Below are 16,010 nucleotides of genomic sequence, written 5' to 3' on the forward strand. Positions count from 1 at the left end.
ATACCGGGATAATGAATACTTCTTCCTGAAGATAAAAGCAGCGTTCCCCGGTAAAACGCGATGAACCAAAAAAAAGCCTTTATGGCTCAAAACAGGTAGTTTTTTACTTGGGATAATACTCGTACTGACCGCCATTTTTTTTATTTATGGCGGTATCAAACTGATCTCACTGGGGGGAAGCTGGTATTTTCTGATCTCGGGTATTCTGATGCTGATCAGCGGCTATCTTTTGCTACGCGGCCGTTCTTCCGGGGCAGTGCTTTATATTCTGACCATGGCCGGGACCATTCTATGGGCGCTTGCCGATGCGGGGCTTAATTTCTGGCCGTTAATTTCCCGACTGATGTATCCGGGCGGACTGGCAATTATTGCATTCTTATTACTGCCTCCTTTGCGCCGTTATGAAAACCGTGCATCGGAGTGGAAAAGTGCTTATCTGTTAGGCTTGCTGTCTGTTGTGGCCTTTGCGGTGTCATTTGGTTATATGTTTGTCCCCCATGATCCGGTGCCATTTGCTGGCCAGCAACAGCCGCTGGTACCTGTAGCCAAAGACCGGATGCAGAAAAACTGGGACAACTACGGTAATACCCCCGGTGGCAGCCGCTTTGTCGCGCTGGATCAGATTAACCGGAATAATATTTCAGCACTGAAACCTGCCTGGACTTTCCACACCGGGGATATTCCCCTTAGTCCTGATGGTAACGGTGCAGAAGATCAACAAACACCTTTGCAGATCGGGGACCGTGTTTTCCTGTGTACTCCCCATAACAATGTGATTGCGGTTGATGCGGATACAGGGAAGCAGATCTGGAAAGCTGATATCAACGCCAAATCGTCTGTCTGGATGCGCTGCCGTGGTCTGGCTTATTTTGATGCGACCGCGCCGGTACCGCAGCCAACTGTACCTGGCAGTACGCTACCGGCTCCGGTGGCTACGGTAAATGCCGGAGGCTGTGAACGTCGTATTCTGATGAATACTATCGATGACCGCCTGATTGCGCTGAACGCTGACAATGGTGAATTCTGTGAAGACTTTGGTAACAAAGGTACAGTGAATCTGTTAGCCGGGATGGGCCATGCGCCGGATCCGCAATATGTGATCACATCGGCACCGACCCTGGCGGGTACGACTGTGGTGGTCGGTGGCCGGGTATCTGATAACGTCAGTACGGATATGCCCGGTGGTGTGATCCGTGGGTATGACGTTATCACGGGAGCGTTGCGCTGGGCCTTTGATGCGGGCAACAAGGATCCTAATACAGTACTGAAAACCGGAGAACATTATGTCAGGAGTACCCCGAATTCATGGGCTCCGATGTCTTATGATCCGTCGATGAATACCGTATTTATGCCGATGGGCAGTTCTTCTGTTGATATCTGGGGAGCAAACCGCACAGCACTGGATCATAAATACGGTGCTTCTGTGCTTGCTGTTGATGCGACCACAGGTAAAGAAAAATGGGTATATCAGACAGTCCGCAATGATCTGTGGGACTTTGATGTTCCTATGCAACCGGGCCTGATTGATTTTAAAACCGGCGATGGCAGTGAAAAACCGGCAGTCGTTGTGGGCACCAAAGCAGGACAGATTTATGTGCTGGATCGTCTGACAGGAAAACCACTGACCAAAGTGGAAAATGTCACAGTGCAGGGCGGAGGGATCCCGGGGGAGCAATACAGCTATACTCAGCCACGTTCTGTCGGGATGCCACAAATTGGTGCGCAGACATTAAAAGAGTCTGATATGTGGGGGGCCACCCCTTTTGACCAGCTGGTATGTCGTATCAGCTTTAAATCAATGCGTTATAACGGACTCTATACCGCACCAGGTACCGATAAATCGCTGAGCTTCCCTGGTTCTCTGGGAGGAATGAACTGGGGCAGTCTGTCTGTCGACCCGGTGAACCACTACATCTTTGTCAACGATATGCGCCTCGGCCTGTGGCAGCAGCTGATCAAAGCCGACCCTGAGGCACAGACTGCGGTGAATACCGGCGGTGAGGCTGTTAATACCGGAATGGGCGCCGTACCGATGAAAGGTGCACCTTATTCGGTGAATAAAAACCGCTTTATGTCTCCGCTGGGTATTCCATGTCAGGCACCACCGTTCGGTACTCTGAGTGCTATTGATATGAATACGCAGAAAATTGTCTGGCAGGTGCCGGTGGGTACGGTTCAGGATACCGGCCCGTTCGGCATTAAAATGGGGGTAAAAATGCCTGTCGGTATGCCAACACTGGGCGGTACGCTGGCGACACAGGGCGGGCTGGTATTTATTGCCGGGACCCAGGATTACTACCTGCGTGCTTTTGACAGCTCAACCGGTAAAGAAGTATGGAAAGCGCGTTTACCTGTCGGCAGTCAGGGCGGACCGATGAGCTATGTTTCGCCGAAGACCGGTAAACAGTATATCCTGATTTCTGCGGGTGGCGGACGTCAGTCTCCGGACCGCGGTGATTATGTGATTGCTTACGCACTGGACAAATAATCATAATACAACCGCCCCCCGAAAGGGGGCGGATTGTATTAATGAAGCAGGAACAGGGTTGCCAGACCGAGAAAGATAAAAAAACCGCCGGTATCCGTCATGGCGGTAATCAGTACGCTGGAACCAATAGCAGGGTCCCGCTTCAGTTTGGTCATTATTAGCGGAATTAATACCCCCATACAGGCAGCAAGCAACAGGTTAAGGATCATAGCCAGCATCATCACTCCGCCCAATGCCAGGTTGTGATACAGCAGCCAGGTTATCAGCCCCATAATACCGCCCCAGAAAATCCCGTTAATTAACGCGACCCCAAGCTCCCGCAGAAACAGAAATGAAAAGTTACCCGGTTCGACCTGATGTAAAGCGAGGGCCCGGACAATCATGGTGATGGTCTGATTTCCGGTATTACCGCCGATACCGGCAACAATCGGCATCAGCGTCGCCAGGGCGACTAAATGGGCAATGGTATCTTCAAACAGACCTATCACCCTTGACGCAATAAATGCTGTACACAGATTAAGTGCCAGCCAGGCCCAGCGATTCTTTACCGCTTTACTGACCGGGGCAAAAACATCTTCTTCCTGACTGACCCCGCCCATTTTTCGGATGCTGGACTCATTTTCCTGATTCACCAGGTCGATAATATCTTCAATCGCGATACGGCCGATCAACCGTTGTTTCGGGTCAGTGACCGCGGCCGAAATCAGGTTATAACGTTCAAAAGCACTGGCGGCATCTTCAGCCTTATCTTCCAGCCGGAAGGTCACCGGTGAGGAATTCATGATATCGCAGACTTTACGATCCGGGGCATTGACCAGAATATCGGTCAGCATCAGTTCACCCAGTAACCGGTTATCACTGTCAGTAATAAATAATTTATCAGTACCCTCAGGAATTTTTCCTTTACGGCGCAGAAAGCGTTGCACAACCCCGAGTCTGATATCACTACGCACGGTGATAAAGTTGAAATCCATCACCCGTGCCACACCATCAACGTCATTTTTGATGATATTCAGCAAGTCGGAGCGTTGTTTCGGGGTCAGCGAAGTCAGCAGCCGTCCGGTCAGGTCGCGTGGCAGAAAACGGGCCAGCCATGCCTGGTCGTCGATATCCAGCGGGGCGATCGCTTGCAGAATATCTTTGTCTGTCATCGGCTCGGTCAGACTTTCCCAGACATTTTCCGACGCTTCAACCAGTACCCGCCCGCGATGTTCAGCCGGGACCATTTGCCACAGTGCCTGGCGGGCATCCTCGGGAAGTGACTCCAGAATATCTGCAATATCAGCAGCATGCAGATTATCGAGATCAGTTGTGAGTTGTTTACAGAGCGGGCCCAGTTGTGGATCGGTCAGGCAGGTCTTTGCCGGGTATTTTAACAGGCCAGTGATTAGCGCCGGGTTATTCAGTAACCCGGTAATAATATTCTGACGTTTTTGCTGCAATGTACGGGTATGAGGTACGGGCATACAACATCCTCTGTTAGAAACCAGCGTGGTTAATCCGGCGCAAGATATAATTAATCATAAACGAAAATATAAACAGACGGGCCGGGAAGTGACGGAAAACAGTGATGAGCTGCTGCAGATGAGGTCCGGACGGACTAATAATAATGATCCCTGCCTCCGGCACGCAACGCTGCCGCAAATGAGACAGGGCAGAGTCACTTATTTGATAGATGTTTTCTGAGCCAGCAGGGTGGCAAAGCGCATACGGATACGCTGACCATTAGCATCAGTTTTATGCAGTTCACCGTGGTGTTCATTATATTTCAGAATATGCCAGTTACGATAATAATGGCTTAACTCCCCGGATTTAAAGGTAAAAGGAAAATCCAGCGGGCAGGGAGTATCAGTGGTATCCATAGCTGCAACAATCAGGTTAAAGCCTTCTTTTGCAGTGGATGCCTGCATATCGGCAATCAGTTGCGGGATGGTCTCAGGCTGCAGGAACATCATTACCACGGTCGAGATGACTAACTGAAAGCTGCCGTTAAACCGGTGGTGGTTTACATCGATATTTTCACAGCGAATATGGGAAAGCTGTTCCTGATCGATCATTTGTTGCAGATGAGCCAGACTGGCCGGATTATTATCCCAGCCAGTAATATCAAAGCCATGGGCGTTAAGGTATAAGCTGTTACGTCCCCGCCCACAGCCAATATCCAGTGCTTTCCCGACCGTTAAACGGGGGAGTGCTTCCCGCAGCTCGGAATGGGGAAGTGAGAGCTGATACTTCTCTGCATAATAGTTATCAGGCCGGAGAGAGTGCTTATCCATGTTATGTCGGCTCCTTTTCGTCTTCTTCTTTCAGGTTCAGTTGCCAGCCGGTAACGTCCTGCCAGTAGAGTTGTTCACGTTCCAAATCAAGTTGCACCAGTGCATTCTGGCTGAAAAAACCGGTCGGAAAAATCAGCGTCCAGTGTCCGTCGTCGGTCTCCAGTCTCAGGCTGGCCGGATGTGTCGTTGCCTGGCGCTGGTTACTTAACAGGCTGGCCAGACGCAGGATAAAGATCAAGGGTAAAAACTGCTTCTTTTTAAAAGACATAAAACGGGGAAATTCCTCCGTCTTGATACCCTTACGGTGATTACGTACCAAAGTTGCCAGCAGTAATTGCTGTGACTGGCTAAAGCCCGGCATATTGGAGTTTTGCAGGATATACGATGAATGGCGTTGCATTCCGCTGTGATTAATCGATAAGCCGACTTCGTGTAACATTGCTGCCCACTGTAATAATGCGGTCAGCTGAGGATTTTCCAGTTTCGGGTTTTGCTGCTGCCACTGGCTGTGTAGATGCCGGGCGGTTTGTAATACACGGTCAGCCTGCTCACTGTCAATCGCGTAATGGTTCGCCAGACTTTGTGCGGTGCGGGTGCGGATATCCTGATGGCGGAAGCGCCCCTCCATCTCATACAATACCCCTTCACGCAGTGCACCGTCCGAATAGAGCAGCTCGCGGATCCCCAGTGAGTCAAAAACACCGCGTAAAATTGCCAGCCCCGGGACAAACACCGTTTTACGTTCTTCCGATAATCCGGGCAGGCTTAACGCATCAAAGGACTTAAACTTAATCACTTCATCGTACAAACGGTCAAGTCCGTCAGGGGTGATCGTTTTTTCTTTTTCACCCAGCGCCGCCAGGACTTCACAGGCGGCTTTAATGGTTCCTGAGGCACCAAGAGCATATTTCCATCCCTGCAGGCGAAACTGCCAGGCAAGGGTTTCCAGTTTCCGGACCGATGCCAGCCGTGCACGGCGGAAATTTTCTGCCGAAATAGTCCCGCCAGGGAAATAAAGATTAGAGAAACTAACGCAGCCCATCCGGCGGCTTTCGACCAGCTGGGGTTCAAAATCTTCACCGATCACCAGTTCGGTAGAACCGCCACCGATATCGATCACCAGTTTGCGGCCTTTCTCCGGCTGAGTGTGCTCGACCCCCATAAAAATTAACCGGGCTTCTTCGTTACCGGCAATAATTTCTATCGGATAGGGTATTATTTCGGCCGCACGTTGTAAAAACTCTTCGGCGTTAGTGACAACCCGTAATGTATGCGTTCCGACGATTGAAACATTTTCTGCCCGGAACCCCTGTAAACGCTCGGCAAACAGCGCCAGGCAGGACAGGCCGCGCTGGATCCCTTCTTCACTCAGACAATTCCGGTCATCAATAGCATCAGCCAGATGGACCCGCTGCTTCAGGCGACTAAGAACCTGTAAAGCACCGTCTACCACCCGGGCGATAACCATATGAAAACTATTAGAACCGAGGTCGATTGCCGCGAATTCCTGCGGTTTAGCTGCTTTTTTTGGCGTCGTTGGCATAGGTATTATTCAGGTTGTTCCAGGTTTCTGATGTACTCGTAAATAGCCAGTTGTCCGCGGACTTTACGGCGGTTACCGCGTGGCACATAACGATTACTCATCTCTTTATCAATGATCCTTGCTTTCACCGTATCGCTGAACAAAATACCGATGATATCAAGAATACGTTGCTTAATTTGCGGGTCGAGAATTATAACAGCAACTTCAATCCGGTAATCAATATTCCGCGTCATCCAGTCTGCCGAAGAGAGATAGACTTTTTTATCACCGTTGTTTTCAAAAATGTAGACCCTGTCATGTTCCAGATAACGGTCGAGGATACTGATCACTCTGATGTTCGTGCTGATACCGGGTAAGTCCGGAATCAGTGAGCACATTCCCCTGACCAGCAGGTTGACTTTCACCCCTGCTCCCGAGGCAGCATACAAGCGGTCAATCAGTCCTTTATCTACCAGGTTATTGATTTTAAGCGTTATTCCTGCCGGATTTCCCTGTTGTGCATGGGCTATCTCCTGATCAATTAACTGATACAGCATACGTCGTGAATTCTGCGGTGATACCATCAGATAATCAAAAGATACCGGACGGTAAGGGTTTTCAATAAAGTTAAATACCCGGCGGACTTCGTTGGTGATACGCGCATCGGAGGTTAACAATGAGTAGTCCGTATACAAGCGGGCTGTTTTTTCATTGAAGTTACCGGTGCCGATATGTGCGTAGCGTACCAGTTCTTCACCTTCCCGGCGGGAGATTAAAAACAGTTTAGCGTGGATTTTTAACCCCGGCGCCGAAAATATGACATGCACACCGGCCTCTGTCAGCCGTTTCGCCCAATGGATATTGGCTGCCTCATCGAATCTTGCCTGTAACTCTACGACCACGGTCACTTTTTTTCCGTTGTGTGCTGCGTGGATCATGGCATCCATAATCCGGGAATTTTTTGCGACCCGGTAGATATTAATTTTTATTGAAAGAACCGCAGGGTCAAACGATGCCTGGCGTAAAAATTCCAGCACATGCTCAAAGGTATGGTACGGGTAATACAGCAGAATATCCCGGGAGCGTACAGCATCAAAACCATTGCGGTAGTTATCGAATCCCGCGTGACGGATCGGTGGCAGTGGCTTATTTTCCAGATTGCGCTGGCCCGCATTCGGGAACTGGATAAAATCTTTAAAGTTGTGATAACGCCCGCCCGCCAGAATGGAATCATAATTTGAAACAGAGAGTTTTTCACACAACATTTCAACCATAGGGGCTGGCATATCCCGCTGGTAAACAAAGCGTACCGGCTCGGCGGTTAATCGCTGTTTCAGGCTGGATGACATAAGCTCCAGCAGGCTCGATTCCATTTCTGTGACCAGATCATATTCTGCATCGCGGGTCATTTTCATGGAGTAAGCATTCAGTTCGTCGTAATCGAAGAAACCTTTAAAAATATCATCCAGACAATATCTGAGAATATTATCCAGCAGGATCATCGGTTTTTTCCTGCGTGGCGGTTCGGCCGGCAGATTAATAAAACGCGGCACTTTATCGGAAGGGATCTCAAGCAGGGCGTAGCGGATATCTTCACCGCGGATAACCTCTACTGCCAGATAGGTATAATCATCTTTCAGAAACTGTGTCAGGTCGGTTTCGCTGTTCAGCAAAATAGGGGTAACGTGCGGACGCAGATTGCGGGCAAAATAGTCGCGCAGCCATACCTGCTGGTTGGTGGAAAGCTGACGTTCATTGATCAGGAATATCTGGTTACGGGCCATTTCCAGCAACAGTTCGTTGTAAAGCAGGTCGAATTCCTGGTCTGCCCGCATAACCCGTTGCTGAATTTTTTTCATTAAATGGCGGGGAACCGTCACTGAGCCTTGTTCTTCACCAATCAGAATCCGGCGTTTCAGCTCGGCAAAACGGACTTTATAGAATTCATCAAGGTTGCTTGAATAAATACCAAGAAAACGCATTCTTTCGATAAGCGGATTGAGTTTGTCAGCAGCTTCCTGTAGCACCCGTTCATTAAATGATAACCAGCTTAACTCTTTTTCTATATACAGCTTTTCCTGACCCATCCTGACCCCGTATTGCTGTGACACAACTAAAGCTTCAGTTTCTCATGCCATTATGGCGAGAATATTGCAGAAATGTCCAATACTGCTCAGTAACAAAAAAAGGCGGAGGAGGGCGCTAAGAAAAAAACGCTGCCTGTGACTCCGGCAGCGTTTCAGTGGCTATTCGCTCAGTGGCGAACGAATACCGGTGGCAGGCAGAGGAGTGCCATCCAGCCAGGCCAGACCATCCTTTAGTCTCAGCCGGTTTTCAAGAAACCACTGAATGGCTTGCGGGTAGATCACATGTTCCTGAACCCGGATTTTATCCTGTAGCTGTTGTTCGGTATCACCGTTATTTACGGGGACCACAGCCTGTAATATCACCGGGCCACCATCCAGCTGTTCCGTGACAAAATGTACCGAAACCCCGTGTTGTTTATCACCATTCTCCAGAACCTGGCGATGGGTATGCAGGCCGGGATAGGCTGGCAATAATGACGGGTGAATATTGATCATGTGACCGGCGTAATGCTGTACGAATTCCGCACTCAGGATACGCATATAACCTGCCAGCACTACCAGGTCGGGAGAATATTCGTCAACCAGTTTCATCAACTGCCGATCAAATTGCTGACGGTCAGCAAAATCTGACGGTGTCAGGGCATGTGCCGGAATCCCGGCCTGCCGCGCCCGATCAAGTCCGCTGGAGGTCACCTTATTGCTAAAAACTGCAACAATTTCAGCGGCTTCTGCAAGCTGGCCAGATCTGCAGGCATCGATAATTGCCTGCAGATTGGTGCCGGTGCCGGAAATCAGGATCACCAGCCTTTTCATCACTTAATCACTACCTGCTCATCGCTGGTGGTGGCCGCTTCAATGACCCCGATTTTCCAGGCTTTTTCGCCGGCATCCTGCAGTAACTGTAACGCTTTATCAGCATTCTCCGGACTCAGGGCAATAATCATCCCCACACCGCAGTTAAAGGTACGGTACATTTCGTGAGTACTGACATTGCCGGCCTGTTGTAACCAGCCGAAAATGGCCGGCCATTGCCAGCTGCTTTCATCAATCACGGCACGGGTATTTTCCGGTAATACACGCGGAATATTTTCCCAGAAACCACCGCCGGTCAGGTGAGCAATGGCATGTACATCAACCTGTGCAATCAGGTTCAGAATATTTTTGACGTAAATACGGGTCGGTGCCAGCAGGTGATCGGCCAGAGACTGACCTTCCAGCTGTTTTACTGAAGGATCTGTCTGGCTGACTTCCAGAATTTTACGGATCAGTGAATAACCGTTGGAATGCGGACCGCTGGATCCCAGAGCCAGCAGAACATCGCCATCACTGACTTTACTGCCATCAATAATTTCTGATTTCTCAACCACTCCGACGCAGAAACCAGCAACATCGTAATCTTCACCATGGTACATACCCGGCATTTCGGCCGTTTCCCCGCCGACCAGGGCACACCCTGATTGTGAACAGCCTTCAGCAATACCACTGATCACCGCGGCAGCAGTGTCGACATCCAGTTTCCCGGTGGCATAATAATCCAGGAAAAATAGCGGCTCAGCCCCTTGCACGACCAGGTCATTCACACACATTGCAACCAAATCAACACCGATATGGTCGTGGCGTTTCAGATCCATTGCTAAACGCAGCTTGGTGCCTACGCCATCGGTGCCTGAAACCAGAATAGGTTCACGGTATTTTTGTGGTAAGGCACAGAGTGCACCAAATCCACCGAGTCCACCCATCACTTCCGGGCGGCGGGTTTTTTTTACAACACCTTTAATACGATCAACCAGATCATTACCAGCATCAATATCAACACCGGCATCTTTATAACTGAGAGTGGTTTTGTCGGTCACTGCGGAGTCCCCACGCGAATTGCGGTTGGTGGTTTAAATAGAGCGCGGCTATTCTATCAGTGCAGGCAAACGTTTGCGAGTCTGATGTTAACCTGAAATTATCTGTCCGGAGCTTCAGACGCCGTCAGGGTGGCAGAGACAAAAAATGTCTGCGGATTGATACACAGGCGTATAAGCCACAGCGAAAAAGCGCTATAATCCGGCGATTTTTTTTTAGCTCAACACACTCCGGGAGAATAATAATGAAGATCGTGGAAGTCAGACACCCGCTGGTCAGACATAAACTGGGCCTGATGCGTGAGCATGATGTCAGTACCAAACGTTTTCGTGAACTGGCTTCAGAAGTGGGCAGTTTACTCACCTATGAAGCAACCGCCGATCTGGAAACAGAAACTGTCACTATTGATGGCTGGAATGGCCCGGTGCAAGTTGATCAGATCAAAGGTAAAAAAATTACCGTTGTTCCTATTCTGCGAGCCGGTCTGGGAATGATGGATGGTGTACTGGAACATATTCCCAGTGCCAGAATCAGTGTGGTAGGCGTGTACCGTGATGAGAAAACGCTGGAACCTGTGCCTTATTTTCAGAAGCTTGCTTCGAATATGGATGAACGTATGGCGCTGGTGGTTGACCCGATGTTGGCAACCGGCGGCTCGATGATCGCCACTATTGATCTGCTGAAAAAATCCGGTTGTAACAGTATAAAAGTCTTAGTACTGGTCGCGGCCCCGGAAGGGATTGCTGCACTGGAGAAAGTACATCCGGATGTTGAACTGTACACTGCCTCTGTCGATCAGGGACTGGATGAACAGGGTTATATTATCCCGGGTCTGGGTGATGCCGGTGATAAAATCTTTGGTACTAAATAATCAGTCGTTGTTATCGGGTAATGCTCAGCGGGCTGGTCGCTGGCCTATGAAGTCATTACTCTTTAACAGTGAAACTGCACAACAGATAACGTCACCGTTATCTGTTGTCGGTATATACCGGCAGCTGTGTTTTTTTCAGACCGACTCTGTGTCGGTTTTTTTATGTCCGGACAATTTTAAAGGGGATAAGCAGCAATGATACGGCGCACTATTGCGGTTGACGAAAGACCGTCGTTACTCCAGACCATTCCGCTCAGTTTACAGCATTTATTTGCGATGTTTGGTGCCACTGTACTGGTACCGATTTTGTTTCATGTGAATCCGGCCACCATCCTGTTATTTAATGGCCTGGGGACATTACTGTACCTGTTTATTTGTAAAGGAAAAATCCCCGCCTATCTCGGTTCCAGTTTTGCTTTTATTTCGCCGGTTTTGTTGCTGTTACCCCAGGGATATAACGTTGCATTGGGGGGATTTATTTTATGCGGAGTTCTGTTCTGCCTGGTCGGGCTGCTGGTCAAAAAAGCCGGTACTGGCTGGCTTAATATTATGTTTCCTCCGGCAGCGATGGGCGCGATAGTGGCGATTATCGGCCTGGAACTGGCCAGTATCGCCGCCGGAATGGCCGGGTTACTGCCGGCTGAGGGGGCCACGATTGACAGTAAGACCGTGACTGTTTCACTGGTAACCCTGGGGGTTACCGTCTTTGGTTCAGTGTTATTCCGCGGATTTCTTGCCATCATTCCGATCCTGATCGGGGTCGTTTTCGGTTATATGCTGGCTTCTTTTATGGGGATGGTTAACTGGACCGGCGTTGAACAGGCACACTGGTTTGCGTTACCGGTTTTTTATAAGCCGCGTTTTGAGTGGGCGGCAATGCTGACCATCCTGCCTGCAGCGCTGGTGGTGATCGCTGAACATGTGGGCCATCTGGTGGTTACCGCAAATATTGTTAAACGTGATCTGATTAAAGATCCGGGATTACATCGCTCAATGTTTGCCAATGGCCTGTCTACCGTAATTTCAGGCTTTTTCGGCTCCACCCCGAACACCACCTATGGTGAGAATATCGGAGTGATGGCGATCACCCGCGTTTACAGTACCTGGGTAATTGGCGGAGCGGCAGTAATTGCTATTTTTCTGTCCTGTATCGGTAAGCTGGCCGCGGTTATTCAGGCGATCCCTGTTCCGGTAATGGGCGGAGTCTCTTTACTGTTATACGGGGTGATTGCTGCTTCCGGGATCCGCGTACTGATTGATTCCAAAGTGGATTACAGTAAACCACAAAACCTGATGCTGACTGCGATTATCCTGATTATTGGCGTCAGCGGGGCCAAAATTCAGCTGGGAGCGGTGGAACTTAAAGGCATGGCTCTGGCGACGGTGGTCGGTGTGATATTAAGTATCCTCTTTCATATTATCAGTCTGGTACGTCCGGAACCTGAGGAATATGACAACGCAGAGTAAGGGACGACATATAAAGCAGGCAACCGCGGGTTGCCTGATTCATATCGACAGGGAAGTTGTGATAGACTCAGCAGGTTTCTTGCGAGTTATGCTGAGGTGCACCTGAACACGCCGGCGCAATTGTCATTGCCACTTTATTTGCCTGATGATGAAACCTTTGCCAGTTTTTGGCCGGGGGCGAATTCATCATTATTAGCTGCGCTCAAAGCAGCGCTTGATCAGCAACATGGCGGTTATATTTATTTCTGGTCACGGGAAGGCGGGGGCAGGAGCCACTTGCTGCACGCAGCCTGTACGGAAATATCATCACGTGATGCCGCCGTAGGCTATGTTCCGCTGGATAAACGCACCTGGTTTGTGCCTGAAGTACTGGAAGGTATGGAGCACCTGGCGCTGGTATGCATCGATAATATCGAATGTATTGCCGGGGATGAAGCCTGGGAAATGGCTATTTTCGATCTCTATAACCGGATCCTCGAGACCGGAAAGACCCTGTTACTGATCACCGGTGATCGCCCGCCCAGACAGCTGAACCTGAAATTAGCCGATCTTGCATCGCGTCTTGACTGGGGGCAGATTTACCGGCTACAGCCGTTATCGGATAACGAAAAACTCCAGGCCTTACAGCTGCGATCCGGTTTACGGGGGTTTGAGTTACCAGAAGATGTCGGGCGTTTTCTGCTGAAACGGCTGGACAGGGAAATGAGAACATTATTTGAGACCCTGGATCAGTTGGATCATGCCTCTATCACTGCCCAGCGAAAACTGACAATTCCTTTTGTTAAAGAGACCCTCGGGCTTTAGTCCCCGAGGATTTCCAGCACATTTTCCGGCGGGCGGCCAAGCCTTGCCCGCTCACCGTTGACCACGACAGGTCGCTCAATCAGTTTCGGGTGTTCGGCCATGGCCTGCAGTAATGTATCTTCACTTAAGGCCGGGTCATTTAATCCCGACTGTTTATAGATTTCTTCGCCACGGCGCATCAGCTGGCGGGGATCTGTAAAACCGAGTCTGGTTAGCAGGGATTTAACAGTGGCAATATCGGGCGGATTATCCAGATAGAGAATAATCTCGGGGTCGACCCCGTGTTGCTGTAACAGCTGCAATGTTTCACGGCTTTTCGAGCAACGGGGATTGTGATAGATACGGATGGTCAAAGTAATTACCCTTTCTGATACTGACGGTAGCGTTGTTGCAGCTGACGAAGCTGGTCTATACGGGCATCATAACGTGCCTGTTTCAGGCTGCCAACCGGCACCTGTGCGCTGGCGCTGCTCAGTGCACGGATAGCCTGGTCAAGCTGCCCGTCCAGTGCCAGACCCTGTGCCTGATCGAATAATACCTCATCACTGAGTCCCTGAGCGGCATCTGCCTGGCTCAGTAAATCCCAGCCATTTGGGTCGTCAGGATAGTCCCAGCTATAGCGGTTCAGCAGCTTACTGGCATTCGCTGGCTGCCCTGCCTGTAAATAGGCATTGGCAAGGTTGAGCTGTATCACCGGATTTTTCCGCGGGCTGCCGGCCGCGGTGAGTAAACGTATGGCAGCGGCAGGTTGCTTCAGACCGATATCAATGTCCGTCATAAGGTCGAGAAACCACGGATTAGCTGGCTGGCTTTGCAATAATGGCTGAATAATATTTTTGGCATCCTGAAACTTTTTGGCAGCCATAAACTGTATCGCTCTGCCGTATTTTGCGGCCAGTTGCTGACGGGTATTGCCTTTGGCATAGTTATTCAGTACTTCATCCAGTAATGCGTTACTTCGGCCCTGTGATGTGCCATACATTCCCATAATGCGGACTTTGGCAAAAAAGAAGTCTTGCGAGGAGTGGACGACGACCGGAGGCATTTGGTTCGCCCGATCACGGGCATCGGCCAGACGACTATCAGGTAACGGGTGCGTTAACAGAATTTCCGGGGGTTTCGACGCATAGCGTGACTGGTCGGCCAGTTTCTGCATAAAAGCGGGCATTGCCTGCGGATCAAACCCTGCCCGTTGCAGGACCTGAATACCAATACGGTCAGCTTCTTTTTCGTTATCCTGGGTAAAACTGATAATTCCCTGCTGGGTGCCTGCCAGGGTACCGGTTAATGCTGCCATTCCCGCCTGCGGGCTGGCCATGGCCAGCAGGATTGAGCCAAGTGCCCCGACCCAGGTTAACGGTGCACTGCGCTTTTGTGCTTCCATTGCCCGCGCCAGATGTCGCTGCGTCACATGGGATATTTCGTGTGCCATCACTGAGGCCAGCTGGCTTTCATTATCTGTATAACGAAAAAGCGCCGAATGCAGTACTACATTTCCGCCAAAGAAAGCGAAAGCATTCAGTTCATCATTCTGTATCAGGTAAAAATGAAAGGGAGTTTTGACTGACCAGGCATGAGCGACCAGACGCTGGCCGAGAGTATTAATGTAGTTTGTCAGTAACGGATCATTAATCAGCGGTGCACTGCCGCGTAACTGACGGACATAATAATCGCCCATCTGCAGTTCCTGATTAATCGATAAAGTCGCCCCGGCCGTCGTCCCGATATCCGGCAGCGAATCAGTGATATCAGCAAACGCAGGACAGATACCGCTGCCGGCTGAGGTAATTAATAGCAGAGTTGCTAACGTTTTATTTAACAAATACCTCATCACCTGTCCCTGTTTATCTGATTTGATGTTTTGACCTTTTTCCGGCCCGGAGGTTCGCGTTGTCAGGCAGGCCGTCTGTTAACGGTGTCTGTTGGCAGGCTGAACGGGGCCGGACAGATCACCCGCAGTATAGCAGAGAGTGAAACAGGGACAGAACAGGAGAGTCTTCCGCCGCAGAGTATCTGCGACGGAAAATAACGGCGCAAACGTCAGGCGTTCAGATAGCTGAGTATAACTTCGTGATGATTTGAGGTTTTAAAATCATCAAATACTTTTTCTATTTTTCCATCAGTACCGATCAGGAATGATGTACGGTGGATCCCGTCATAGGTTTTCCCCATAAACTTCTTTTCCCCCCAGATACCAAACTGCTCGCAAACCTGATGATCCTCATCAGATAACAGAGTGAAGTTCAGCAGTTCTTTTTCAGCAAAACGCGACAGTTTTTCCGGTTTGTCGGTGCTGATCCCCAGAACCTGTACTCCGGCATTATTCAGGGTTGCCATATTATCCCGTAAACCACAGGCCTGCACGGTACATCCCGGGGTCATCGCTTTCGGATAGAAGTAAACCAGTACCCGTTCTCCCCGGAAGTCGGTTAAATTAACCTGTTCTCCGTCCTGGTCTGGCAAGCTAAACATAGGTGCATTATCGCCGGCTTTCAGTGGATTCATCATAACTCTCCGATGGTTATCTTTTGGCCGAATCAGCCAGTGAAAATTAATTTTATCAGACAGCTTTACCTTCGGTAATATTCTGCTGCAGAGCAAGTGCGGAAAATGCTTATTCTTCCCGCGGGTAATACCAGGATAC

At 49.9% G+C, this 16,010-nt stretch carries 13 protein-coding genes; 4 read left to right on the forward strand and 9 right to left on the reverse strand.

What is annotated here, in order from left to right; translation table 11 throughout:
- Positions 1-112: 112 nt before the first annotated feature.
- Positions 113-2,488: a glucose/quinate/shikimate family membrane-bound PQQ-dependent dehydrogenase gene (locus tag JK211_RS13825; RefSeq protein ID WP_212709278.1), complete on the forward strand. Its 2,376-nt coding sequence runs from the start codon at positions 113-115 to the stop codon at positions 2,486-2,488.
- A 38-nt stretch (positions 2,489-2,526) separates the two neighbouring features.
- Here the strand turns inward: JK211_RS13825 and mgtE are convergent, their stop codons facing one another.
- From mgtE to purM, 6 genes are all read right to left on the reverse strand, one after another.
- Entirely contained in the window at positions 2,527-3,954 is a 1,428-nt protein-coding gene (mgtE, locus tag JK211_RS13830) for a magnesium transporter (RefSeq protein WP_212709258.1), read from the reverse strand.
- Between the two features lie 198 nt (positions 3,955-4,152).
- Positions 4,153-4,764, reverse strand: a complete 612-nt coding sequence (gene tehB / locus JK211_RS13835) for a tellurite resistance methyltransferase TehB (protein WP_212709259.1) — start codon at positions 4,762-4,764, stop codon at positions 4,153-4,155.
- A gap of 1 nt (position 4,765) precedes the next feature.
- Positions 4,766-6,307 carry an exopolyphosphatase gene (gene ppx / locus JK211_RS13840; protein WP_212709260.1) on the reverse strand — a complete coding sequence of 514 codons (1,542 nt, stop codon included), beginning with the start codon at positions 6,305-6,307 and terminating at the stop codon, positions 4,766-4,768.
- 5 nt (positions 6,308-6,312) lie between these two features.
- The gene (gene ppk1, locus JK211_RS13845; RefSeq protein WP_212709261.1) at positions 6,313-8,373 is read right to left on the reverse strand and encodes a polyphosphate kinase 1; all 2,061 of its coding nucleotides are present in this window, start codon (positions 8,371-8,373) and stop codon (positions 6,313-6,315) included.
- Positions 8,374-8,532: 159 nt separating this feature from the next.
- Entirely contained in the window at positions 8,533-9,186 is a 654-nt protein-coding gene (purN, locus tag JK211_RS13850) for a phosphoribosylglycinamide formyltransferase (protein ID WP_212709279.1), read from the reverse strand.
- Positions 9,186-10,226 carry a phosphoribosylformylglycinamidine cyclo-ligase gene (purM, locus tag JK211_RS13855; RefSeq protein ID WP_212709262.1) on the reverse strand — a complete coding sequence of 347 codons (1,041 nt, stop codon included), beginning with the start codon at positions 10,224-10,226 and terminating at the stop codon, positions 9,186-9,188. The genes purN and purM overlap by 1 nt, the downstream gene beginning before the upstream one ends.
- Before the next feature lie 242 nt (positions 10,227-10,468).
- Between purM and upp the strand changes: the two genes are divergently transcribed.
- The 3 genes from upp (at position 10,469) to hda (ending at position 13,366) form a co-directional block, all read left to right on the forward strand.
- Positions 10,469-11,095, forward strand: a complete 627-nt coding sequence (gene upp / locus JK211_RS13860) for a uracil phosphoribosyltransferase (protein WP_212709263.1) — start codon at positions 10,469-10,471, stop codon at positions 11,093-11,095.
- A 195-nt stretch (positions 11,096-11,290) separates the two neighbouring features.
- Positions 11,291-12,562: a uracil permease gene (gene uraA / locus JK211_RS13865; RefSeq protein ID WP_212709264.1), complete on the forward strand. Its 1,272-nt coding sequence runs from the start codon at positions 11,291-11,293 to the stop codon at positions 12,560-12,562.
- Positions 12,563-12,664: 102 nt separating this feature from the next.
- Positions 12,665-13,366: a DnaA inactivator Hda gene (gene hda, locus JK211_RS13870; protein WP_212709280.1), complete on the forward strand. Its 702-nt coding sequence runs from the start codon at positions 12,665-12,667 to the stop codon at positions 13,364-13,366.
- Here the strand turns inward: hda and arsC are convergent.
- The 3 genes from arsC to bcp all read right to left on the reverse strand — a co-directional run bounded on the left by arsC (position 13,363) and on the right by bcp (position 15,871).
- Entirely contained in the window at positions 13,363-13,725 is a 363-nt protein-coding gene (gene arsC / locus JK211_RS13875; protein ID WP_212709281.1) for an arsenate reductase (glutaredoxin), read from the reverse strand. The two genes, hda and arsC, sit on opposite strands and share 4 nt — an antisense overlap.
- Positions 13,725-15,197: a M48 family metallopeptidase gene (locus JK211_RS13880; protein ID WP_212709265.1), complete on the reverse strand. Its 1,473-nt coding sequence runs from the start codon at positions 15,195-15,197 to the stop codon at positions 13,725-13,727. The genes arsC and JK211_RS13880 overlap by 1 nt, the downstream gene beginning before the upstream one ends.
- A 209-nt stretch (positions 15,198-15,406) precedes the next feature.
- Positions 15,407-15,871 (reverse strand): thioredoxin-dependent thiol peroxidase, encoded by a 465-nt coding sequence (gene bcp, locus JK211_RS13885; RefSeq protein ID WP_212709282.1) that lies wholly within the window; start codon positions 15,869-15,871, stop codon positions 15,407-15,409.
- Between the last annotated feature and the right edge of the window lie 139 nt (positions 15,872-16,010).

The organism is Tatumella sp. JGM130 (assembly GCF_018257525.1).
Lineage (GTDB): Bacteria > Pseudomonadota > Gammaproteobacteria > Enterobacterales > Enterobacteriaceae > Tatumella > Tatumella punctata.

What these genes read in the sequence shown, in the direction of transcription:
- upp (WP_212709263.1), top strand. Translation starts at nt 10,469, where the DNA reads ATGAAGATCGTGGAAGTCAGACACCCGCTGGTCAGACATAAACTGGGC.
- bcp (WP_212709282.1), bottom strand. Translation starts at nt 15,871, where the DNA reads ATGAATCCACTGAAAGCCGGCGATAATGCACCTATGTTTAGCTTGCCA.
- purN (WP_212709279.1), bottom strand. Translation starts at nt 9,186, where the DNA reads ATGAAAAGGCTGGTGATCCTGATTTCCGGCACCGGCACCAATCTGCAG.
- ppk1 (WP_212709261.1), bottom strand. Translation starts at nt 8,373, where the DNA reads ATGGGTCAGGAAAAGCTGTATATAGAAAAAGAGTTAAGCTGGTTATCA.
- JK211_RS13880 (WP_212709265.1), bottom strand. Translation starts at nt 15,197, where the DNA reads ATGAGGTATTTGTTAAATAAAACGTTAGCAACTCTGCTATTAATTACC.
- tehB (WP_212709259.1), bottom strand. Translation starts at nt 4,764, where the DNA reads ATGGATAAGCACTCTCTCCGGCCTGATAACTATTATGCAGAGAAGTAT.
- ppx (WP_212709260.1), bottom strand. Translation starts at nt 6,307, where the DNA reads ATGCCAACGACGCCAAAAAAAGCAGCTAAACCGCAGGAATTCGCGGCA.
- mgtE (WP_212709258.1), bottom strand. Translation starts at nt 3,954, where the DNA reads ATGCCCGTACCTCATACCCGTACATTGCAGCAAAAACGTCAGAATATT.
- uraA (WP_212709264.1), top strand. Translation starts at nt 11,291, where the DNA reads ATGATACGGCGCACTATTGCGGTTGACGAAAGACCGTCGTTACTCCAG.